This is a genomic window from Anaerococcus sp. Marseille-P3915 (assembly GCF_900258475.1).
Taxonomy (GTDB): domain Bacteria; phylum Bacillota; class Clostridia; order Tissierellales; family Peptoniphilaceae; genus Anaerococcus; species Anaerococcus kampingae.
On the sequence record NZ_LT984887.1, the window covers coordinates 895,776 to 919,490 of the forward strand.

Below are 23,715 nucleotides of genomic sequence, written 5' to 3' on the forward strand. Positions count from 1 at the left end.
TTATTCTCCTTAAAAACTTCTGCCAGCTCCACCGCCACCAGATGATCCTCCTCCTCCGGAAAATCCTCCGCCAGAGCCGCCGCCAAAGCTTGATCCTCCCCAAGATGAGCCTCCAAAGCCTCCACCTCTTGGATAAAATCCTCCAAAGCCACCCGGGCCTCTTCTTCTAAAGCCGCCTCCGCCTCTTCTGTTATTATTATTTAAAAGATTTGAGACTATTATAAATATTACCAAAAGCATTATTAGTGTTGAAATAGGAAATCCATCGTCACTATCAACAGGCTCAAGTCTTTCCTGGTAGGAAGAGTAGTCCTTTTCAAGCTCAATGTCATATTCCGCAGCTATTTCTCCAACAACTGCATTAAATCCTTCATTTAGAGCTTGTGAATAATCGCCTTCTTTAAGCTTTTCGAGCATGAAGTTATCAATTATTCTACCTACCTTACCATCATTAAGCCTACCTTCTATTCCATAACCAGTAATTATATTTATTTGCCTTTTGCCATTTGGTCCTGGTCCTAAAAATAAAATTAGTACTCCATTTTCCTTATCCTTATCACCAATTTTCCAAGCATTAAAGATATCAGTTCCATAAGAATAACCATCGAGTCCATCTGGATTCTCTAAGCTTATAACGACCACTTGAGAGCCAGTTTTATCTTCTAGCTGTCTATTGGTCTTATTTATATTTTCTTTTGTAGCTTCATCTAGTATTCCAAGCTCATCCAGGTAATAATCGGTGCTTGGGCTTGGTATGCTAGCATAAGATTTAATTTGAAAAAGGCAGAAAAGAACCGCTATTAGTATTCCTAGCCTTTTAAATCTTGCCTTTCTCATAATATTTCTCCTAGTTACCAAAGTCTACTTTTGGTGCATCTTGTGCACCAGCATCAGCCTTGAAATATTCTGCTGGGTCATATCCTGTAAATTTAGCTATGATATTTGTTGGAAATCTTCTAATATCTTTATTATATTCACCAACTGCTTCGTTATAGTTCTTTCTTTCTGTTGAAATCCTATTTTCTGTTCCTGCAAGCTCATCCATAAGCTGAACAAATTGTGTATCTGCCTTAAGCTCCGGATAGGCTTCTACTACTACATTAATATCCCCTATAGCTCTTGTTAATTGGTCATTTGCTTCTGCTAATTCTTCTGGGCCCTTAGCATTTTGTATACCTGCTCTAGCATTTGTTACTGCTGTTAGGGTTTCATTTTCATGATCTGTATAACCTTTTACAGTGTTTACCAAATTTGGTATAAGGTCAGCCCTTCTTTGAACAACGTTTTGTACTTGTGCATAGGCTTGATTTACATTTTCCCTGCTTCCTGCAAGTCTGTTATAGGTTGGAACGATCATAAATAATCCTAGGGCAATAATTACAATTATGCCTATAATTAATCCTTTACTTCCTGAACCTCTTCTTCTTTCTGTCATATTTCCTCCTAAATTACTCTTTTTCTATTTATACCCATCTAGGATAATAATCTCATTATTTTCTAAAGTTTTCCTAACATCTATTATTCTTTGATTTGAAGAACCTCTAAATTTAAGCTTTAGATCCTTGAGATCTTCTATAAATTCACCATCTACCAAGACATCAATCTCCTCTAAAATCTCTCTAGCTAATTTCATATTCATCAGATCTTCTATCTTAAAACCTGTATAAACCCATATGGACTTATCTACTTCTTTTCTAATGTTAATTAAAGCTTTTTTAAGGCCTAAGGGATTTTCAAATGGCTCGCCTCCTAGGACTGTAAGCCCTTCTACTTCCCTAAGTTTAAGATAAGAAATAACCTCTTCTTCGGCTGCCCTATCCCATTTTTTCCCAAAAGAAAAATCCATATAGTCCCTATTAAAACAATTTGGACAATTTCTATCACAACCTGTTAGGAAAAAAGTGGTCCTGATACCAGGACCATTTGCTACATCGTATTTTCTTATTTGACCGTAATTCATATGTGGAGCACTCTCGCTTTTATTTCCTTGGTTCTGCCTTCATTCCAGAAATTTTCACCAAGATATCCGCAAGTTCTCCTTACTACTGTAAGTTTTGCCCTATCGTGGTTGCCACAATTTGGACAATACCATTGGTTATCATCATCAAGAAGAATTTCTCCATCATAGCCACAGTTGCCACAATAATCACTCTTTGTGTTAAATTCGGCATATTGGATGTGGTCATAAATATATTCTATCATTGTAAGAACTGCTTCAATGTTATTGGTCATATTTGGTATTTCTGCATAAGAAATACATCCTCCAGTTGATAATTTTTGGAAATTACTTTCAAAATCAAACTTATCAAATACTGTTATATTCTCTCTAACATCCACATGGAAGGAGTTGGTATAATAGCCCTTATCTGTTACATCAGCTATATCTCCAAATCTCTCTTTATCAATTGATGCAAACCTGTGGGTTAAGCTTTCTGCTGGTGTTCCATAAACTGCAAAGGCTATATGGTATTTATCTGTCCATTCTTCCTTCTTGGAATTTAGAAGTTCCATGATTTTCATGGCAAATTCATAGCCTTCTTTTGTGGTATGGGATACTCCCTTTGTAAGCTTGGTTGCTTCATAGACTCCTATATAGCCAATAGTTACAGTTGCATAACCATTTTCTAGAAGTGGTTTTATTGACTCGTGTTTTTTAAGTCTTGCTATCGCTCCATGTTGGAAGTGTATTGGTGATGAGTCACTTGTGACCTTTGATAAGTGTTCATATCTTAAGAGTCCTACTCTTTTTACTAAATCTAGTCTTTTTTCTAATATTTCAAAAAAGAGTTTCTCATCACCATCTGCAAGGATTGCAATTTGAGGGAGGTTTATTGTACAAACTCCCATGTTAAACCTACCATCAAATTTATAATCCCCATACTTATCCTTGTAAGGAGGTAGGAAGGCCCTACATCCCATTGGAGAAAATACATTGCCTTCGTAATTTTCACGCATTTTCTTAGCTGAAATATAGTCTGGATACATTCTTTTTGCCGTACATTTGGCTGCAAGCCTTGTTAGGTCAAAATATTTTGAATCTATATGGATATTATTTTCATCTAAGACATATATTAACTTAGGGAAGGCTGGAGTTACATAAACTCCTTGCTCGTTTTTGATTCCTTCTATTCTTTGCTTTAGGATTTCTCTTATTATTTGGACTGTCTCATCTAAATATGGATCATTTTCATCTGTATGCATAAATAAGGTTACAAATGGAGATTGACCATTGCTTGTCATGAGGGTATTTATCTGGTATTGGATTGTTTGTATGCCGCTTTCCAGATCTCTTTGGGTAAGAGCCTTGGCCATTTTTTGGATATCTTCTTCATTTGCCAGAATTTCTTTTGATAATTTAAGGTTCTTAGCATATGATTTTTTAAGATATGGGCTTAGGCATGATATATTTATTGATTGGCCCCCATATTGGTTTGATGCAATTTGGGCTATGATTTGAGTCATAACATTGCAAGCTACCTGGAATGATTTTGGACTTTCTATCATCTTTTCGTTGACAACTGTCCCATTATCTAACATATCTTTCATATCTACTAGGCAGCAATTAAAAATTGGCTGGATTAGATAATCAAGATCATGGATATGTATGGCTCCTGATTCGTGAGCTTCTACAAGATCAGCTGGGATTAGTTTTCTCTTTGCTATATCTTTTGCAACTTCTCCTGCTATTAGGTCCCTTTGGGTTGAGGCAATTATTGGATTTTTGTTTGAGTTTTCATCCATTACATCTATATTTGTCTGATTTAATAGACCGATTATTTCATCGTCAGATGTATTTTGCTCACGCTTGTAGGCTTGAACTGCCTTGTAGGACTCGTAGGCCTTAGCTGTTGCAGGATTTTTCCTATCTATTAATTTGTAGTAGACTAGGTCTTCAATTTCATAAATGGAGATTTCTCTTTTATTTTTAGATCTCTCCTCAATTTCACTAGCTATCTCAGCCGCTTGGCCTTCCACATAAATACCACTTGGGGAATGCATGGCTTTTTCTATGGCTAGAGTAATTTTATCTTTATAAAAATCGACTTTAGTCCCGTCTCTTTTTATTACTTGTAACATTTTTACCTCCGAAATCTTATGTATATATGATACCACAAATAAGATTTTCTGTAAAATATTTAGCACTATATATAGTGCTCGAATAGCAATTAAATACTATATATAGTATTTTTGGCTCAAAATAGCCAAAGAAAAAACAGAGCAATCTATTAAATCACTCTGTCTATTTTTCTACTTGTCTTAACTAAGCTATTTAACTTTAAAGGTCAAATTATTATTCTCATCTAGAACTAAGACTGCTGTATCTTTTTCTGCTACCTTTCCTTCTATAATCAATTTACCTAAAATAGTTTCAACGTTTCTTTGTAGGAATCTCTTGACTGGCCTTGCACCATATTCAACATCATAAGAATTTTCTAGGATATATTCTTTTGCTGATGGGCTGATTTCAAGTTTGATATCCCTATCAGCTAATCTCTTTCTTATATTGTCGATTTGTAGATCTATTATTTCATAAACTTGATCGCTAGTTAGTGGTGTAAACATAACTATATCATCAATCCTGTTTAAAAATTCTGGCTTAAAGGAATGTCTTAGGGATTCTTCTACTTGATATTTGTTTTCTTCCTTGATTGTGCCATCTTCTTTTAGACCATCAATTAGGTACTGGCTGCCGATATTTGATGTCATTATTATGATGGTATTTTTAAAGTCTACAGTCCTACCTTGACTATCTGTAAGCCTTCCATCATCTAAGACTTGTAAAAGTATATTAAAGACATCTGGATGGGCTTTTTCTATCTCATCAAATAAGATTACTGAGTAAGGTTTACGTCTTACAGCCTCTGTTAGTTGGCCTCCTTCTTCATAGCCAACATAGCCAGGAGCTGCACCTATAAGTCTTGATACAGAATATTTTTCCATATATTCTGACATATCTATCCTTATCATATTGTGCTCATCATCAAACATGGCCTCTGTTAGGCTCTTTGCAAGCTCTGTTTTACCAACACCTGTAGGACCTAGGAAAATGAAGGATCCTATTGGCCTATTTTCATCCTTAAGACCTGATCTAGCTCTTATTATTGCATCTGCTACTGCTTTGATAGCTTCATCTTGTCCAATTACTCTTTGATGAAGGGTCTCATCTAGGTGGAGGATTTTACTTCTTTCACTTTCTACAAGTTTTGATACTGGTATATTTGTCCAAGAACTCACTACATCAGCTACATCTTCATCAGTAACTTCCTCTTTTATGCTTTCTTTATTTTCATTTTCTGACTTGCCACTTAATTCTTTTAGTTTATTTTCAAGAGCAACTAGCTCACCATATTTAAGTTCAGATAATTTTTCAAAATCATAAGATCTCTCAGCTTGGTCAATTTCTATCTTGACCCTATCGATTTCTTCTTTTATATCCTTAACTTCATCGATAGCAGATTTTTGTTCTTTCCATTTAAGGAAATCTTCATTATATTTTTCAGATAAATCTGCCAATTCTTTTTCTAACTCTTCAAGTCTTTTCTTAGAATACTCATCTTCTTCTTTTTTAAGAGCTGTTATTTCAATTTGTAATTGTAAAAGCTTTCTCTTTTGCTCATCTAAATAGCTAGGCATGGTATCTATCTCTGTCCTAACTGTAGCACAAGCTTCATCCATAAGGTCTATTGCCTTATCTGGTAAAAACCTATCAGATATATACCTGTCTGATAATTCAGCTGCTGCTATTACAGCACTATCTTGAATTCTAATTCCGTGGTAGACTTCATATTTTTCTTTGATTCCCCTTAAAATTGAAATTGTATCTTCTACAGATGGTTCATCTACCATTACCTTTTGGAATCTTCTTTCAAGGGCCCCATCTTTTTCGATGTATTCCCTATATTCATTTAGGGTTGTAGCACCTATTACCTTGATTTCTCCGCGGGCAAGCATTGGCTTCATGATGTTTGATGCATCCATTGCACCCTCGCTCTTACCAGCTCCAACTATGGTGTGGATCTCATCTATGAACATTATAATCTGACCTTCAGATTTTTTGACTTCTTCAATTACTGCCTTGAGTCTCTCCTCAAATTGGCCCCTGTATTTAGCACCTGCTACTAGGGCACCCATGTCAAGTGAGAAAATCCTCCTGCCTTGAAGTGGCTCTGGAACATCGTTATTTACAATTCTTTGGGCAAGACCTTCAACTATAGCAGTCTTACCAACACCTGGTTGACCTATTAGGACAGGGTTGTTTTTCTTACGTCTACTTAGGATTCTAAGAGCATTTCTAATCTCACTATCCCTACCAATAACTGGGTCAATCTTACCTTCCCTAGCTTCTGCTGTTAGGTCTCTACCGAATTTTTCTAGAGGATTTGAAGTTTCTTCTGGGTTATCGCTTGTAACTTTTTGACCATTCCTGACTTTTAGGACAGTATCTTTGAAGGCCTTGTAGGTAATATTATATCTCTTGTTAAGATCAGTGACCTCACTTTTTTCCTTAAGTAGTGATAGGTAGATGTGCTCTACTGATATAAAGGAATCCCCCATTGCTTCTGCTTCATCTTCTGCTTTTAGGAATATTCTTTGAAATACTTGTGATGGATAGGTCTTAGCATTTCCTGATTGTTTTGGCAAAGACTCTATCTTTTTCTCTAGATCGTTTTTATAAGAATTTACATCTACTCCCATGTCCTTTAAAACCATTGATACATAGGAATCTGAACTTTCTACTAGGGCTAGGCCAAGATGAAACTCAGTCACTTCTGGGTTTGCATCTTTTATAGCCATTGAATTTGCATTATTAATTGCTTCAATTGATTTTTGTGTTAATTTATTGTTATCCATATTATCCCTCGATTTCTTTTAACTTTTTATATAATTCGATTTGTTCTTCATTAAGATCTGGGTTATCTATTTGAATTTCAAGGATTAAATCGCCCTTGTTATTTTTCCTATCTACATAACCCCTATCTTTTAGTCTAATTTTTTTGCCTGTATTTATCTTTTCTGGAATATTTACTAGCAAGGCCCCTGATTTAGTATCTACCTTTACCTTTTTTCCAAAGTAGGCATCCCATGGGCTAAGCTTAATTTTTTTGATTAAATCTATTCCATCAAGAGCAAGGTATTCATCATCTTTTATATTAACTTTTACATATATATCTGCTGCAAGACCGTATTTTGAACCATCAATTCTAATCTTATTTTTGTTTTTAAGACCCTTTGGTATCTTAACATCTATATCGGTAAGCCTTCCTTGTGAGTTAACAGATATCTTTCTAGATGTACCTTCCATGGCTTCATCTATTGATATAGTAACTTCGGTATTTAGCTTCGATTTTTCTTTTTTTGAAAATCCGTTTCCAAAACCCCCAAACCTTGAACTGTGGCTTGTGCTATGACTTTTAGATCCAAAACCACCGAATAAGGTATCAAAAAAGTCTGAAAAACCTGAATCATTCGAACTTGTATATGTGTATGAGCCATTTCCGAAGTTTCCAAAATCAAATCCAAAATCTCTCGGATCAAAATTTTGACCACCTGTAAAATTGGCTCCTGAACCAAAGGTATCATACTTTTGTCTCTTATCAGGATCTGATAAAACCTCGTAGGCTTCATTTATTTCTGTAAATTTTTTGTGTGCACTTTCATCATCTGGATGAAGGTCTGGGTGGTATTTTTTAGCTAATTTTCTATAAGCTTTTTTGATCTCATCGGCGCTAGCTTTCTTATCCACCCCTAGCACTTCATAGTAATCTTTATATTGCATATTTACCTCCATCTTTTTCGTTTGACCATCTCTGACCTTAATTTAATTATACTGACTTAAATATGCATTTCAAGTATATTTATGACTTTTTGACCAATAATTTTTATATAAATTTAACCAATAAAAAAGAGCTTTACTAATAAAGCTCCAAATTTTAGTGGTCGTATTCTACTATTGATATTACATCGTAATCTTTTAGATATTCTCTACCCTTTAGGCCTGTAAGTTCGATTAAAAATTCAAAGCATACAACTTCTGCTCCAAGGCTTTCAACTAGTTTTGCGCTTGCCTTAGCAGATCCACCTGTGGCTATAAGATCATCTACTATTACAATTTTGTCCCCTGGTTTTAGGGCATCCTTGTGGATTTCAAGCTCGTTTGAACCATATTCAAGCTCATAGGATACTCTTTCAATTTCTCCAGGCAATTTCCCTGGTTTTCTAATAGGAATGAAGCCCTTGTTTAATCTATCAGCAAGGGGTGCACCAAAAATAAGTCCTCTTGATTCTACTCCTGCTATATAGTCAAACTCGTAATCTTTTAATGCTTCTTCTAACCTATCTAGGGTTTCTTTAAAGCCTTCCCTATTTTTAAGTAAGGTTGTTATATCCTTAAAAGATATACCTTTTTCTGGATAGTCTTCTATAACCCTGATTAATGATTTTATGTCCATATCTCCTCCATCTTTGTACATTTGTATTATACCCTAATATTAATTTCTTAAATAAGATTTTAGATAATTTTGCCTAATTTCTTCTATAGAATTAGGATAAACCTTAAAATAAGATATACCACCCGCATTAAATGGCTCACCTTCAAGACGAATGGAATTAATATTTGAAGGATCTACGCTCTTAAAATCTAAAGCTAAGGACGAAAGGTTTTTAAGACCTATATTTGTCTTAATGTATGGTTTCATAGCCTTGTATACTGATGGAAGCTTGCTTATATTTTCTGCCTTTGTTGCTTCCTTTATAAACTGTTTCATAAAATCTTGTTGGGTATTTATCCTACCAAGGTCTGCATTTTGATAGCCCTTTCTAAAGCGAACATAGGCTAAGACCTCATCACCTGCCATTTTCCTTATTCCTGGGCTAATGCCCATGGCACTTGCTACTTCATTACTTACTTCTACATCCATACCGCCAAGGGCATTGATCCCTGCAATAACTGCATCAAATGAAATAACAAAGTACTTATCCAGATTTATTCCTAGAAAATCCCTCACAACTTCCATTGTCAAATCAATTCCGCCATAAGAGTGGGCTGCATTAATCTTATCCATTGACCCCCTAATTGAAACATAGGAATCTCTTGGGATTGAAATCATGTCTATGGTGTTTTTATCCTTATTTACATTGACAAGCATAAGCGTGTCTGTTCTTGTGCCAGTATCTTCTCCAGTCGAATCTACTCCTGCAAGCAAGAACATAAACCCTCTGTCATTTGAAATATCAAAAATTTCACCACCAGCTCCATCATTTTTAAAAAAGTTTAGTAAGAGAAAACCTGCAGCAAAAACCACTACAAACATCAAAAATACAAGTACCGATTTAATTATTTTTATCATATTATTTTTCATTTTATCACCTATGACTATTTTACACCCTTTTTAAAAGATTTTCTTAAAATATTTGTAAGTTAGGCTATAATAAAGACAGGAGGAATCATGTTAATTAAAAAAATTGATGAATATCTAAATGAAAATACCTATCCCTTCCATATGCCAGGCCACAAAAGATCGAAGCTTTTAAGAAATGACCTGGGATATTTAAGAGATTTTACAGAAATAGAAGGACTTGATAACCTCAATGACCCCAAAGAAATCTTTGTAAAAATGCAGATAGCTATTGCCGAAAATTATCGAGTAAAAGATGCTATAATTTCTACAAATGGATCAACAAATGGCATCCTTGCAGCAATAAGAAGCCTCAGCAAAAACAATAAAAATCTTCTAATAGAGAGGTCATCCCATAAGGCTGTTTATAATGCCGCTCTCATAAATAAATGCAAACTTGACTACATCGATATAATAACAGATGAGGTAAGCGCTGTAGCAGGTATCGATTATAATGTTTTAGAGAATAAATTAAAAAACAAATCCTATGGGGCTGTGGTGGTGACAAGTCCTTCCTATGAAGGTTATATACTAGATTTAGAAAAAATTTATGGCATATGCCAAAAATATGAGACCAAACTTTTTGTAGACCTAGCCCACGGGAGCCACTTATACCTAAATGAACTTTATAAAAATATCTTTGACCTAGCTGTTACATCCTTTCACAAAAATCTCTCAGCCCTTACCCCATCAGCCGCTCTTTTGGTAAATGATGAATCTTTGATAGGAAGTCTTAAGGAAAGTATGGCGATTTTTCAAACATCATCCCCATCTTATCTAATTTTACAATCCATAGATGAAATGATAGAAAATTTCCCAAAATTTTATAGGCTTATGGATGATTTAAATAAAAATTTAGATAAGCTATATGACCTTGACCTTAAAAACTTAAAGCTAATTGACCATAAGGATAAGGATAGGTCAAAAATACTTATATCCTGTAAAGACGCCAATGTAAGTGGCTTAGAGCTTCAAGAAATCCTTAGGAAAAATAAGATTGAAATAGAGATGGCCTATCCATCCTACGCTCTCTTAATAGCAAGTATTTTTGATAGTGAAGAAGCTTTTAAATATTTAGAAGAAGTTTTATTAAAAATTGATAAGGAGCTTTTCAAATATAAAAATTCTTATACCTTTACTTATCCAAGGCCTACAAAAAAATATGAACTGTATCAGGCTTATGAAAAAGAAAAATCTATGGTAAAGCTAGAAAATTCTATAGGCCACATTGGAGGAGAATTTGTCTATGCATATCCGCCTGGCATTCCTATCCTTACGCCAGGAGAAATCATTGATGAAAATACCTTGGCTTGCCTAGATTTTATGAAATCAAAGGGCCTTTCTTTAAATATCGAAGATGAAATTTCTTGCCTTATTGACAAAAGTGAATAAAAATGCTAAAATTATATACAAAGATGAATTATAAGGAGTGTATTATGAAAAGAATTCTTACATTAAATACAAGAAACTTACACAAGAGCAAAAAAGATGGTGGTTGTGGTGAATGCCAAACTTCTTGCCAATCTGCTTGCAAAACATCTTGCGGAGTTGCAAACCAAGAATGTGTTAGCAAAAAAAATAAATAAGAGCTTACATATTAGAAGGCCTTTGCAAATCTTATCTGATTTTTTGGGTAATTGCGAGGGTCTTTTTGTATTCTTAACTTTTATATTCCTAGTAATTAAGTATAATATATTAGGTTAAAAAACCATAGGAGGAATAATGATACATCAATATAAAGCTAAGGGTTTTAATATTGTTTTAGATATATACAGTGGTTCTGTTCATCTAGTAGATGACCTTACATACGATATAATAGAATCTTACAAGAATTCTGACATAGATAAGCTAAAAACAGATTTAAGCCTTAAGTACAATGTGACAGATGAAGAATTAGAAGCTGCCTTCAATGAAGTAAGCGACCTTATTGAAAGCGGCCAATTGTTTACAGAAGATAATTTCAAGGACCTTGCCATAGATGTAACAAAAAAACCTACAACTATCAAGGCCCTTTGCCTAAATGTAGCCCATACCTGTAATTTTACCTGCGATTATTGCTTTGCTAAGGGTGGAACTTATCATGGACCTGATGCGATTATGTCAAAGGAAGTGGCCAAAGCTGCTATTGACTTTTTACTAGAAAATTCTGGAAGCCACTATAATTTAGATATTGACTTTTTTGGTGGTGAACCTTTGATGAACCTAAGCGTTGTAAAATACACAGTAGACTATGCTAGAAGTAAGGAAGAAGAATTTAACAAGCACTTTAACTTCACCCTTACAACCAATGGCCTACTTCTAAATGACGAAAATATTGACTACTTAAATGAGAACATGAAAAATGTTGTCTTATCCCTGGATGGAAGACGCGAAAAACACGACCACTTCAGAAAAACTATGAAGGGAACAGGTTCCTTCGACCTTATAGTTCCAAAATTTCAAAAACTTGTCGAAAGACGTGGTGATAAGGAATACTATATGAGAGGAACCTATACAGCCAATAACCTTGATTTTACAGAAGATATCAAGACTTATCTTGACCTAGGTTTTAAGAGGACATCCCTTGAACCTGTAGTTGGTTCACCTGATAATGAATATGCTCTAAAAGATGAGCACCTTGATATCCTATATGATCAATATGAGAAACTTGCTGACATGATGATGGAAGCAATTGATAAGGATGATAAATTTATATTCTACCACTATATGATTGATCTTGAAAATGGTCCTTGTATCCACAAGAGACTTTCTGGATGCGGTTCTGGTACAGAGTATATGGCAGTAACCCCTACAGGCGACCTCTATCCTTGCCATCAATTTGTAGGCAATGAAGACTTTATAATCGGAAATATCTATGATGGAGTAAAAAATAAAAGTCTTGTAAATCGCTTTAAAACATGCAACTGCTATTCTAAAGAAGAGTGTAGATCATGCTGGGCCAATATGTATTGTTCAGGAGGCTGTGCGGCAAATAACTACAATGCCACAGGCGATCTAAACCACACCCACGAATATTCTTGCAAATTATTTAGAAAAAGAATTGAAATGGCCCTAGCCGTAAAAATTTATGAATTCCTTAAGGAAGCTGAAAAAGAAGAAAGTCTTGCCTAAGGGCACAAATAAAGCCAAGCTTGTGCTTGGCTTTTAGATTACCCTTTTTTCTGAAGCAAGGGCCAATACTTTTATTTCTTTGGCATGAGATGCTTTTAATACTTTAATGATTTCCTTAGCTGTATTACCTGTTGTTAAGATATCATCGATAATAAGAACAGACTTGCCTGTCATATCTTTTTGGCAAACAAAAGCATCAACTAGGTTGAGACTCCTTTCCTCCCTGCCTAAATCATGCTGGGCCTTGGTGTCTTTAACTTTTCTAAATTCATCCAGATAGCTTGGCCTTATCTTTTCTATAAAGTCATCTGTAATCATCCTTATCTGATCAAATCCCCTATCTATTAGGGTAGATTTTGAAGATGGAGATGTCAATATATAATCAGCATCAAATAAGCCTTTCCTAGTCCCATATTCATACAGAAATTCAGAAAAAACTCTGGAAAGGGATGTATTTCTTTCAAACTTATAATCCCCTATTAGTTTTTTAAAAAAATCATCATAAAAAAACATGGCATAGGCCTTGGTATCTCCTACTAGAAATTCATTGTCTACATAGTCTAGTTTGTCAAAGCAATCTCTACAGATATGGTATTTGTAGATATATTCTTCCTTACAAATATAACACTTGTTAGGGTCTAAAAATAAAAAATCAATCAGCAAGTATAGACTCCATTTCCCCTATCCAATATGCTAGGTTAGTATTTCTCTTATTTGACCTATTATTGTCAACCATTGTCTTTATAAATCTCTTCTCACCCAATAAAATTACCAGACTCTTAGCTCTTGTGATACCAGTATAAAGTAGGTTTCTTGTTAAAAGCATAGGAGCCACCTGCATCATAGGAATTATCACACACTTAAATTCTGAACCTTGTGACTTGTGGACTGTAATAGCATATGATAGGTCTAGATCTTTTATGTCTTCTTTTTTATATTTTATGACCTTACCATCTTCAAACTCAACCTTAAGACTTTCTTCATTGGTGTCTATTTCTTTGATAATGCCAATATCTCCATTATAAACCCCATCGTCATTTTCCACTATATTTATTGCCTTTAGGTCATAATTATTCCTAACCTGCATGACCTTATCATAGAGTTTAAAAGTCTTATTATTGATCTTCAAAAAAATATTTTGCTTATTTATAGTTTCTTGGATAGCTTCATTGATAGAATCGACTCCCCAAGCTGTCTTTCTTGATAGGGATAGGACTTGGATATCATTTATTGGATCAAGTTTATAGAAATTTGGTAGCCTATCTTTTATTAATTCTAAGAGAATTTCTTTAAAATTTCTAGAATTTGCATTTATAAAGAAAAAATCCTTGCCTGGTTGGTTTAAAAATGGATATTCACCCTTATTTATCCTGTGGGCATTTAAAACTATATTAGATTCTCCTGCCTGCCTAAATATTTTTTCTAGCCTCACTGAATTAATATTGGTTTCTAAAATATCTGATAAGACATTACCAGGGCCTACTGATGGAAGCTGGTCGCTATCTCCCACTAGAATTAGGGCTGTATTTTCCCCTATGGCATCGAGAAGACTTTTCATCAGATAAATATCAACCATACTCATCTCATCGACGATTATATAATCTTTTTCGATTGGATTTTCTTCGTTATATTCAGCTATCGGCATATCTGGCCTGATTCCCACAAGTCTATGGATGGTATAGGCTTCCTTGCCTGTTGATTCTTGCATTCTTTTGGCCGCCCTACCAGTTGGAGCTGCCAAGGCATAGGATAGGTCATTATCATCAAGTATCTTTGTTATAGCGTTGATTATGGTTGTTTTACCAGTGCCTGGTCCACCAGTTATTACAAGTAGCATATTCTCAAAAGCCTTATTAATTGCTTCTTTTTGTTCTTTGGAATATGGATCTAAGTCCTCATTTATACTTACATCAAAAATGTAAGAAGCAGCAATTTTTTTGGCTAAGTTCATTGCTACAGATTTTTCTGCCTTATAAAGACTTTTGGCATATACATAGGAGACATCATCTATTACTACCAGCTCAAGTTTGCCAGAAAGCAAATCTTCTTCAACTTGTCTAGATATTAGGTCTTTATCTACTTTTAGTAAATTTTGGGTCTTAATTATCAGATCTTCTAATTTTAAGCTTGTATGCCCACTAAAATCAGCCTCATAATCAATCACATAGGAAAGTCCTGCTGATATACGGAATGATGAATTGACTTTCATTTCCATACTACGAGCAAGGCTATCTGCCATATTAAAGCCAATTCCCTTTATATCTTCTATAAGCCTATAAGGATTTGCCCTTATTATATCTCTGGTATTTTCACCATATTTATTATAGATTTTCATAGAAAGATTGTAAGAAATCCTTAGCTTATTTAGAAATTCCATAGTTTGTCTAGAATCTCTAGTGTCTTCTACCGATAAGCTTATATCTCTTAGTTTTTTCTTGCCAATTCCTTCTACTTCTATAAGCCTTTCTGTATTGTCATATAGGATGTCCAGAGACTCATTTCCGAATTTTTGATAGATGGCCTTAGCAGTTTTAGGTCCAATTCCTCTTATATTTGAGTTTGATAGAAATTTAATTATTGATTCTTTATCTGATGGTTTTTTAAGACTTACATTTCTGACATTTATCTGCTCACCATATTTATCATGATAAGTTAAATCTCCCTCTACTTCTATCCTATCTCCCTCATTAAAAATAGGCATAGTACCAACAATGGTAATATCTGAATCAGTAGTGTCAAGGGTCATTACACTATAACCACTTTCATCATTTCTATACCTAATGTTTGTTACTATGCCTTCTATTTTCATTTATTCTACTCTAACTCTCTTAATATCTGCTCCAAGCTTGGTAAGTTTTTCTACTAGATTTGAATAGCCCCTATCTATGTGGTAAATGTCAAATACTCTAGTAGTGCCTTCAGCTACAAGTCCTGCCATTACAAGGGCAGCGCCTGCTCTTAAATCTGTTGCCTTTACATCTGCTCCATGAAGTTTTTCAACACCTGCAATTGTCGCTCTATTACCAGATGTTGCGATAACAGCCCCCATTTTTGATAGTTCATTTACGTGCATGAACCTATTTTCAAAAACAGTTTCTTGGATCCTGCTCTCACCTTCACAAACTGTCATTAGCGCCATAAATTGAGCTTGAGCATCTGTTGGAAAACCTGGATAAGGAAGTGTTTGGATGTTGGTAGCCTTAAGCTTGCCCTTATTTGCCCTTACAATAATCTTATCCTCATCTTCAATCTCTTCTACTTCAACACCCATCTCAACAAGCTTCGCTATAACAGGTCTGATGTGGCTGCCGATAACATTATTAATCAATACCTCTCCCCTAGTCATAGCTGCAGCTGTCATATAGCTTGCTGCTTCTATCCTATCAGGAATTATGGTATGTCTTGTTCCCTTTAGCTTTTCTACGCCATTAATTACAATTGTTGATGTACCAGCTCCCTTTATATTTGCTCCCATTTTTGATAAGAAAGAAGCAAGGTCTACTATTTCTGGTTCCTTGGCTGCGTTTTCTAGAGTGGTCTTACCATTTGCAAGAGTCGCTGCCATGATAATATTTTGTGTAGCCCCTACTGATGGGAAGTCTAGGTATATCTCTGTACCTACTAGACCATCTTTTGCTTCTATAGATATTTCATCATCATTTATTATATTAGATGCTCCTAAAGCCTCAAAACCCTTTAAGTGTAAATCTATTGGACGGCTTCCTATATTACATCCACCTGGAGCCTTTGTATAAGCTGCATTAAATCTTGATAAGAGTGGACCCATAACAACAAATGAAGCTCTCATCTTATCCATTAGATCAAAAGGTGTCTCGCAGGTATTAATTGAAGCTGAATTTATGCTTAAGGTATTAGTGTCTAAATACTTTACTTCACTTCCTAAATGCTTAAGGACTTCGACCATTATCTCTACATCCTTAAGCTCAGGAACACCATCCAATATTATTTCTTCTGTACCTAACACACAGGCAGCTAGTATTGGAAGAGCCGAATTCTTCGCTCCAGAAATATTCACTTCTCCCTGTAGAGGTCCATTAGAATTTATTACTAAAATTTCTTTTCCCGCCATATCAAGTCCTTATTTAGTGCCAAATAGCCTATCGCCGGCATCACCAAGTCCTGGTACTATATAGCCATTTTCATTTAATTTCTCATCTAATTGAGCTATATATATTTTTACATCTGGATGTTTTTCTTCAAGTAATTTGAAAGCTTCAGGTGCTGCTATTACACTTAATAATTTGATAGATTTGCAGCCATATTCTTTTAGTCTATCTATAGCATCACAAGCTGAACCACCTGTAGCAAGCATTGGATCTACTACGAGTATGTCTCTATTTTCCACATCGCTAGGGAGTTTGCAATAATACTCTACAGGTTGTAGGGTTTCTTCATTTCTATACATACCAATATGACCAATTTTAGCTGCTGGTAGGACTTCTAATACCCCATCAACCATTCCAAGGCCTGCTCTAAGGATTGGAACAATACCGATTTTTTTCCCTGTTAGTCTATAGCCTGTTGTCTTTGCAACTGGTGTTTCTACTTCGTATTCTTCAAGCTCTAAATCTGATGTTGCTTCATAAGCTAACATCATAGCTATTTCTGTAACTAGAGATCTAAACTCATTTGATCCTGTATTTATATCTCTTAAAATGGAAATTTTGTGTTTGATTACTGGATGGTCTAATACTTTTACATTTTTCATTGTTATTTATCTCCTATATAATTCACATCGCCTGCTGCCGATTTTTTCATCCTATTCATTATACTCTTACCCAAATGATTTTCCTTAACACCTTCTGCTAGAATAATATCTACATCCATCCTATCCATCTGCCTTAAGGCAGAAAATAAAACATGGCTCATTGTAGATAAGTCATTCCTATCACCAAAGCTTATAAAATTAAAATCTTTAAATATTTCTTTAGAATCCTCAAATCCTAATATTCCTACCCTATAAGATTTTTCTTTATAAGAATTTGCAAGATTATAAATATAATCTTTTGCTCCTTGGCCTACAAATACTTTCATCTTAGCCTTTGGGGCGTAGTGCTTATATTTTTGTCCTGGTGATTTTGGTCTGACACTTGCATCTACAAGGCTATCATCTAGTCTCACATCAGGGATAATCTCTTTTAGAAACTCAAAAGTATAAAAGCCGGGTCTAAGTATCACTGGCACATCTTCTGATAAGTCAAGAACAGTAGATTCTATACCAATATTAGACTCTCCACCATCTAATATCATAGGTATGGTAGAATCCATATCAAAAAAAACATCAGCTGCATTAGTTGGCGATGGCCTACCTGAAATATTTGCAGATGGGGCTGCAATTGGTGTATTTGCAGTAGCTATTAGCCTATTTGCAATCTTATCTGATGGATATCTTATAGCTACAGTATCCCCTCCTGCTGTGACAGAATCAGGTATTAGCTTGGATTTCTTAAAAATCAGTGTTAGTGGCCCTGGCCAAAGCTTAAATAGGGCCTTATCCGTTTCTTTTATATCATCTACTAATTTTTCTAGCATTTCTAGATCTGAAATGTGTAAAATCAAAGGATTGTCGGCCGGCCTATGTTTAGCCTTAAAAATTTTCTGGCAAGCCTTATCATTTAGGCCATCTGCCCCAAGTCCATAGACCGTTTCAGTCGGAAAGGCTACAAGTTCTCCCTCATTTATCAAGCTTGCTGCCTTTTTTATTATTTTTTCATCAATGTTATTTCTATCTAACTCTAAAACTTCTGTTTTCATTTAGCCTTCTTTAATCTAAAATACAATAAGTCGGATCAGCGTGAAGTGTAAGTATCACTCCTGTTTCCTTTCTAATAATTTTTTCGATCCTGTCTATTTCATTATGAAGTTCACTGACAGTCAAATTTCCTGGAACCTCAACATGGCAAGACCCTATTATCTGTCCCCTACCATATTGGTGAATATCCAAATGATGCATGCCCTTTATATATTGGCCAGATAATAATATTTCAGAAATCTTTTCTTCTATATGCTCATCAATTCTTTCACCTAATAAATATTTTACTGTTTCATTAAATAAGTCTATACCAGGCTTTATAACAAAAAACGCTACTACAATACCCATTGCAGCATCTAGGTTAAAACTTACAAATCTTTGCAAAAATACACCTAAAATGATTGCGCTGGTTGAAATTATATCATTTCTAGCATCAAGCATTACACCTAGGTTCAGGTCTGATTCTAAATCTTTATATAATTTTGCATTTAACCTATAGATGTATACTTTTATCAAGATACCGGCAAATAATATTATAAAGCTTAGTAAACTAAGACCGTTGGGGTTATTATCATTAAAAGATTTTGCAGAATTTATAAAAAGCATAAGTCCCACATAGATAATCACTATCGAAACAAGTAAGGATACCACATATTCTATCCTACCATGCCCGAATGGATGGTCCTTATCGGCTGGTTTTTTAGAAAAACTAGAACCAACTAAGGCCATTATTGAGACTACCGAATCAGAAAGGTTGTTAAAGGCATCATTTAAGATAGCTGTAGACTTACTTACGAAACCTAAAATAATCTTACTTATAAAAAGTATGATATTCATTATTATGCCAATAAGAGACGATACACTTATTAAATCTAGCCTTACATCAGGATTATCTGTATTTTTATAATCCTTTACCAATCTTTTAGCGAGGAAATCAAACAACTATTCTTCCTCGCCTATTTTTTCTAACTTTCTAGTTTGATCTTCTGCTATTAGGGAGTTAATCATATCTTCTATATTTCCATTTAGAAAATCATCTAGTTGGTAAACGGTCTTATTGATCCTGTGGTCGGTTATTCTTCCTTGAGGGAAGTTATAGGTTCTTATTCTTTCAGACCTATCACCAGTACCTACCTGGCTTTTTCTGTTATCTGCTATTTCTTTATTTCTTTTTTCTTCTTCTAACTCATAAAGTCTAGCCCTAAGTACTCTCATGGCCTTGTCTTTATTCTTTATCTGACTTTTTTCATCTTGTATGGCTACAACTAGGCCTGTTGGAATATGGGTAAGTCTTACAGCAGAGTCAGTTGTATTTACAGATTGGCCACCATTACCACTTGACCTATAAACATCCACCCTAATATCGTTAGGATCTATGTGAAGCTCTACTTCATCAACTTCTGGAAGAACTGCAACAGTTGCTGTAGATGTATGTATCCTACCACCAGATTCTGTCTCAGGTACTCTTTGAACCCTATGAACTCCTGATTCGTATTTTAACTTAGAATAAGCTCCCTCACCTCTTACAACAAAGGTAGCATCCTTAATTCCACCTACCCCTTGGGTGTTAACCTCAATATCTTCAGTCTTAAAGCCTGCCTTATCAGCATACATGTTATACATTCTGTAAAGGTCTCCAGCAAAAAGTCCTGCCTCATCACCTCCAGCCCCAGGTCTAATTTCAACAATTACGTCTCTTTCATCGTTAGGGTCCTTTGGTATTAGAAGAATTTGCATTTCATCTTTGAAGACTTCAAGGTTTTTCTTGTTTTCATCAATTTCTTCTTTGAGCATAGCAATCATATCTTGATCATCTGTCTCGTTTAGAAGCTCTTGATTTTCTTCTATTGTATCTTCTGCGTTTTTAATTTCTTCGTATTTTTCAACTACTGGTTTTAGTGAATTGTACTCTTTAGAAACTTTTCTAAATTGATCCATATCTGCTAAAACTGCGGGATCTGCAAGTTTTAATTCAAGTTGTTTGTAATTTTCTCTAACATGTTCTAGATTTTCAAACATAATTTATCCTTTCTGTGCAATAATAAATCTATCAAAATCGTTAAAATCTTTTATGTTTTTTATCTTAATAAAATTTTCATTCTTCAATAATTCATTAATCTCATCTTTTTGATCATAACCTATTTCAAAAATTAGGTGTCCTCCATCATTTAGATAGTTTGGTGCATCTTTTATAATCTGCCTATAGAAATCTAAGCCATCTACGCCGCCATAAAGGGCTGATTTAGGTTCATAAAAAAGCTCTTTATCGAGATTTTCATAATCTACCTCATTGATATAAGGTGGGTTTGATACTATTAAATCAAATTTGCCTTCAATATTTTCAAATAAGTCAGATTTGATAAAGCCGACATTATTTATATCTAGATGCTCTTTATTTTCACTTGCTAAGCTTAGGGCCTTATCTTCTATATCTGAGCCAATGACAAGAGAGTCCTTTAGATTATAGGCAAGACTTAAGGCTATAGCACCACTACCTGTTCCTATATCTAGGATTTTTTCCTTATTAAAGTTAGATTTTATAATATAATCAACAATTATCTCTGTTTCAAATCTTGGTATAAGAGCTCTCGAATCAACCTTAAGCCTTAAATTATAAAATTCCCACCAGCCTATGGCGTATTGGAGGGGAATAGATTCTTTCCTCATATTTATTATATCGTTTAATTTTCTAGATTCTTCTTCTTTTAGGTCTAAATTTTGATTTAAGAGTATAAAAGATTTGGGTTTATCTAAAATATAGGAAAGAGCTATGAGTGTTGTGTTGTAATCTTTTTTTAAAAATTCTGATATTTTCATTATTTTACACAAAAATAAGGTAAGTTGCCTTACCTTATATTTCTTTCTATTATTTTCTACCGTATTTCTTGTTAAATCTTTCTACCTTACCACCACGTTCAGCAGTTCTTTGTTTACCAGAGTAGAATGGGTGACAATTGCTGCAAACTTCTACTTTGATTTCTTCTTCTGTTGAACCTACTGTAAACTCGTTGCCACAAGACACACAAGTTACCTTAGCTTGGTGATATTCTGGATGTAATTCTTTTTTCATAATTCACCTCTATCTTCCATTTCAATAAGCAATTAAAATTATACCTGCTTTGTATACTTAAATCAAGTTATTTGAGGGATGAATTTATCAGTTTAACAAAATCTTCGTTAGATTTTGTCCTTTTCATCCAATCGATTAACTCCAGAATAGATTCTGTTGTATTTAGGTCTGAATTTCTTAGCTTATAAATAGCTTCCATTTCTTCTTTTGATAAAAGAAGATCATCACGTCTTGTTGATGATTTCTCGATATTTATAGCTGGGAATATCCTTCTATTTGATAAACGTCTATCTAGGTGGATTTCCATATTACCTGTTCCCTTAAACTCTTCAAAAATCATATCATCCATCCTAGAACCAGTATCTACTAAGGCTGTGGCTAGTATTGTAAGTGAGCCACCATTTTCAATATTTCTTGCAGCACCAAAAAATTGCTTTGGACCAACAAGGGCTAGTGGATCAAGACCACCTGATAGGGTCCTGCCTGATTGAGGTGTCATGATATTATAGGCCCTTGCAAGCCTTGTGATGGAGTCAAGAAGAATCACTACATCCTTCTTCTCCTCAACAAACCTCTTAGCTCGCTCTAGGACCATTTCTGCTATGTCTATGTGGTTTTGTGGTGGCATGTCAAAGGTCGATGCAGCTACCTCAGTTCTCATCAAGACATTTTCTGGATCCCTATATTCATTTACAAATCTTATGAAATCTGTTACTTCTTCTGGTCTTTCGTCGATTAGGAGGACCAATATTTTAAGGTCATCGTAGTTTTTTTCTAGGGCTCGTTCTATTTCTTTGATTAGTGTTGTCTTTCCTGCCTTTGGCTGAGAAACTATAAGGCCTCTTTGGCCCCTTCCTATCGGGCTTATTATATCAATTATTCTGCCAGATAAGTGTTTAGAATCTGTCTCCACACTTATTCTCTCATTCGGATAAATTGGTGTTAGGTCTTCAAAAGGTGGCCTATTAAAGGCATCCCCTGGCTTTATCCCATTTACACTTGATACAAATATTAAAGGAGAAAACTTATCCTTGTCGTGTTTTTCTCTAGCTATTCCCTCTATGTAGTCTCCTGTTTTTAGCCTAAACATCTTTATTTGTTTAGGTGGGACATAGATATCATCATCACCTGACTCGTAAAGTTGGGTTCTTAAGAATCCAAATCCATCTGGTAATATTTCAAGTATTCCGTCACAATCAAATTTAGAACCTAGGTCATTTTCTCTTGCTTCTTGACTTTCTTCTTCCTTATTTTTATTTTCTTCTTCAATAAGTTTTATTAGTTCATCTTTTCTATATTTACTAATTGATTCTATGCCTAAGTCTTTTGCTATTTCTCTTAAATCAACTAATTTTTTATCTTTTAAATTATCCATAAGTCTTATAAAAAATCAAGGGGCACAAGGCCCCTATTCTTTTTCTTTTAATATCACTATTTAGTTTTGTGCACTATTTGTGCTACCGAACATTTCAATTTTTTCTTCTACTAGGGCTTGTACTGCATCTGTACCGTCTTTTAGAAGTTTTCTTGGATCAAAGCCCTTGCCTTGTTGGTCTTTGCCAGCTTCTATATAAGCTCTTGTTGCCTTAGCAAATTCGATTTGGCATTCTGTATTTACGTTGATTTTTGATACTCCAAGGCTGATTGCTTTTTTGATTTGATCGCTTGGAATACCTGTACCACCGTGAAGAACTATTGGCATTTTAACTGCATCAGAAATTTCTTGTAGTCTTTCAAAGTTAAGTCCTTGCCAATTAGCAGGATATACACCGTGGATATTACCGATACCTGCCGCTAGGAAGTCTATACCACATGCTGCAAGATTTTTACATTCTTCAACATCTGCAAGTTCACCAGCTGATGTAACACCATCTTCTTCTCCACCAATGCCACCTACTTCTCCTTCTACTGAGATGCCTTTTTCGTGAGCAAGTTTAACAATTTCTCTTGTTTTTTCAAGGTTTTCATCTATTGGGAAGTGTGAGCCATCAAACATTACTGATGTAAAGCCAGCTTCTATACATGCTTTTGCACCTTCGTATGAACCATGGTCTAGGTGAATTGCTACAGGAACAGTTATATTTAGAGCATCGTGAAGATTTCTAACTAGGTCAGCTACAACTTTGAAGCCTCCCATATATTTTGCAGCACCTTCACTTGATGCTATAATAACTGCAGTCTTCTTTGCTTCTGCAGCAAGTAGGATTGCCTTTGTCCATTCAAGGTTATTTGTATTGAAGTGGCCAATTGCATAACCATTTTCATAAGCTAAGTCTAACATTTCTTTTGCATTTACTAACATTATTTTCTCCTCCGGGCTTATGCCCTAAAATTTATATCCTTTACTACTATGATACCCATTATTG

22 protein-coding genes are annotated in these 23,715 nt (G+C 34.8%); 3 read left to right on the forward strand and 19 right to left on the reverse strand.

Going from position 1 to position 23,715, the window contains the following annotated elements:
- Positions 1-9 precede the first annotated feature (9 nt).
- The 8 genes from C8269_RS04440 to C8269_RS04475 form a co-directional block, all read right to left on the reverse strand.
- Positions 10-837 carry a TPM domain-containing protein gene (locus tag C8269_RS04440; protein ID WP_106460539.1) on the reverse strand — a complete coding sequence of 276 codons (828 nt, stop codon included), beginning with the start codon at positions 835-837 and terminating at the stop codon, positions 10-12.
- Between the two features lie 10 nt (positions 838-847).
- The gene (locus C8269_RS04445) at positions 848-1,435 is read right to left on the reverse strand and encodes a LemA family protein (protein WP_106460540.1); all 588 of its coding nucleotides are present in this window, start codon (positions 1,433-1,435) and stop codon (positions 848-850) included.
- 24 nt (positions 1,436-1,459) lie between these two features.
- Positions 1,460-1,960 (reverse strand): anaerobic ribonucleoside-triphosphate reductase activating protein, encoded by a 501-nt coding sequence (gene nrdG, locus C8269_RS04450; protein WP_106460541.1) that lies wholly within the window; start codon positions 1,958-1,960, stop codon positions 1,460-1,462.
- Positions 1,957-4,077, reverse strand: a complete 2,121-nt coding sequence (nrdD, locus tag C8269_RS04455) for an anaerobic ribonucleoside-triphosphate reductase (RefSeq protein WP_106460542.1) — start codon at positions 4,075-4,077, stop codon at positions 1,957-1,959. The genes nrdG and nrdD overlap by 4 nt, the downstream gene beginning before the upstream one ends.
- 189 nt (positions 4,078-4,266) lie before the next feature.
- Positions 4,267-6,852: an ATP-dependent chaperone ClpB gene (clpB, locus tag C8269_RS04460; RefSeq protein WP_106460543.1), complete on the reverse strand. Its 2,586-nt coding sequence runs from the start codon at positions 6,850-6,852 to the stop codon at positions 4,267-4,269.
- 1 nt (position 6,853) lies between these two features.
- Positions 6,854-7,777 (reverse strand): J domain-containing protein, encoded by a 924-nt coding sequence (locus tag C8269_RS04465; protein ID WP_106460544.1) that lies wholly within the window; start codon positions 7,775-7,777, stop codon positions 6,854-6,856.
- A gap of 154 nt (positions 7,778-7,931) precedes the next feature.
- A complete protein-coding gene (locus tag C8269_RS04470) occupies positions 7,932-8,450 on the reverse strand; it encodes an adenine phosphoribosyltransferase (protein ID WP_106460545.1) in 519 nt (172 codons plus the stop codon).
- 39 nt (positions 8,451-8,489) lie between these two features.
- On the reverse strand, positions 8,490-9,359 hold the full coding sequence (locus tag C8269_RS04475; protein WP_106460546.1) for an LCP family protein: 870 nt from the start codon (positions 9,357-9,359) through the stop codon (positions 8,490-8,492).
- An 87-nt stretch (positions 9,360-9,446) separates the two neighbouring features.
- Here C8269_RS04475 and C8269_RS04480 point away from each other — a divergent pair, with 87 nt between their 5' ends.
- From C8269_RS04480 to scfB, 3 genes are all read left to right on the forward strand, one after another.
- A complete protein-coding gene (locus C8269_RS04480; protein WP_106460547.1) occupies positions 9,447-10,787 on the forward strand; it encodes an aminotransferase class I/II-fold pyridoxal phosphate-dependent enzyme in 1,341 nt (446 codons plus the stop codon).
- Positions 10,788-10,831: 44 nt separating this feature from the next.
- Complete coding sequence (gene scfA / locus C8269_RS04485; protein ID WP_106460548.1) at positions 10,832-10,981, forward strand: six-cysteine ranthipeptide SCIFF; 150 nt, start codon at positions 10,832-10,834, stop codon at positions 10,979-10,981.
- Positions 10,982-11,117: 136 nt separating this feature from the next.
- Positions 11,118-12,506: a thioether cross-link-forming SCIFF peptide maturase gene (gene scfB / locus C8269_RS04490; RefSeq protein ID WP_106460549.1), complete on the forward strand. Its 1,389-nt coding sequence runs from the start codon at positions 11,118-11,120 to the stop codon at positions 12,504-12,506.
- 33 nt (positions 12,507-12,539) lie between these two features.
- On the opposite strand, the gene C8269_RS04495 is transcribed toward scfB, so the two are convergent.
- From C8269_RS04495 to fba, 11 genes are all read right to left on the reverse strand, one after another.
- Positions 12,540-13,169 (reverse strand): ComF family protein, encoded by a 630-nt coding sequence (locus tag C8269_RS04495; protein ID WP_199792158.1) that lies wholly within the window; start codon positions 13,167-13,169, stop codon positions 12,540-12,542.
- Complete coding sequence (gene recD2, locus C8269_RS04500; protein WP_106460550.1) at positions 13,159-15,315, reverse strand: SF1B family DNA helicase RecD2; 2,157 nt, start codon at positions 15,313-15,315, stop codon at positions 13,159-13,161. The genes C8269_RS04495 and recD2 overlap by 11 nt, the downstream gene beginning before the upstream one ends.
- Positions 15,316-16,596, reverse strand: a complete 1,281-nt coding sequence (gene murA, locus C8269_RS04505) for a UDP-N-acetylglucosamine 1-carboxyvinyltransferase (protein WP_106460551.1) — start codon at positions 16,594-16,596, stop codon at positions 15,316-15,318.
- Positions 16,597-16,605: 9 nt separating this feature from the next.
- A complete protein-coding gene (gene upp / locus C8269_RS04510; RefSeq protein ID WP_106460552.1) occupies positions 16,606-17,235 on the reverse strand; it encodes a uracil phosphoribosyltransferase in 630 nt (209 codons plus the stop codon).
- Between the two features lie 2 nt (positions 17,236-17,237).
- Complete coding sequence (locus tag C8269_RS04515; protein ID WP_106460553.1) at positions 17,238-18,281, reverse strand: L-threonylcarbamoyladenylate synthase; 1,044 nt, start codon at positions 18,279-18,281, stop codon at positions 17,238-17,240.
- 10 nt (positions 18,282-18,291) lie between these two features.
- Positions 18,292-19,221 carry a cation diffusion facilitator family transporter gene (locus C8269_RS04520; RefSeq protein ID WP_106460554.1) on the reverse strand — a complete coding sequence of 310 codons (930 nt, stop codon included), beginning with the start codon at positions 19,219-19,221 and terminating at the stop codon, positions 18,292-18,294.
- A complete protein-coding gene (gene prfA / locus C8269_RS04525; RefSeq protein WP_106460555.1) occupies positions 19,222-20,298 on the reverse strand; it encodes a peptide chain release factor 1 in 1,077 nt (358 codons plus the stop codon). It lies immediately after the preceding gene.
- Between the two features lie 3 nt (positions 20,299-20,301).
- The gene (prmC, locus tag C8269_RS04530) at positions 20,302-21,096 is read right to left on the reverse strand and encodes a peptide chain release factor N(5)-glutamine methyltransferase (protein ID WP_106460556.1); all 795 of its coding nucleotides are present in this window, start codon (positions 21,094-21,096) and stop codon (positions 20,302-20,304) included.
- A gap of 49 nt (positions 21,097-21,145) precedes the next feature.
- Positions 21,146-21,349 (reverse strand): 50S ribosomal protein L31, encoded by a 204-nt coding sequence (rpmE, locus tag C8269_RS04535; protein WP_106460557.1) that lies wholly within the window; start codon positions 21,347-21,349, stop codon positions 21,146-21,148.
- 67 nt (positions 21,350-21,416) lie between these two features.
- On the reverse strand, positions 21,417-22,724 hold the full coding sequence (gene rho / locus C8269_RS04540) for a transcription termination factor Rho (RefSeq protein WP_106460558.1): 1,308 nt from the start codon (positions 22,722-22,724) through the stop codon (positions 21,417-21,419).
- 60 nt (positions 22,725-22,784) lie between these two features.
- A complete protein-coding gene (gene fba, locus C8269_RS04545; protein ID WP_106460559.1) occupies positions 22,785-23,651 on the reverse strand; it encodes a class II fructose-1,6-bisphosphate aldolase in 867 nt (288 codons plus the stop codon).
- Between the last annotated feature and the right edge of the window lie 64 nt (positions 23,652-23,715).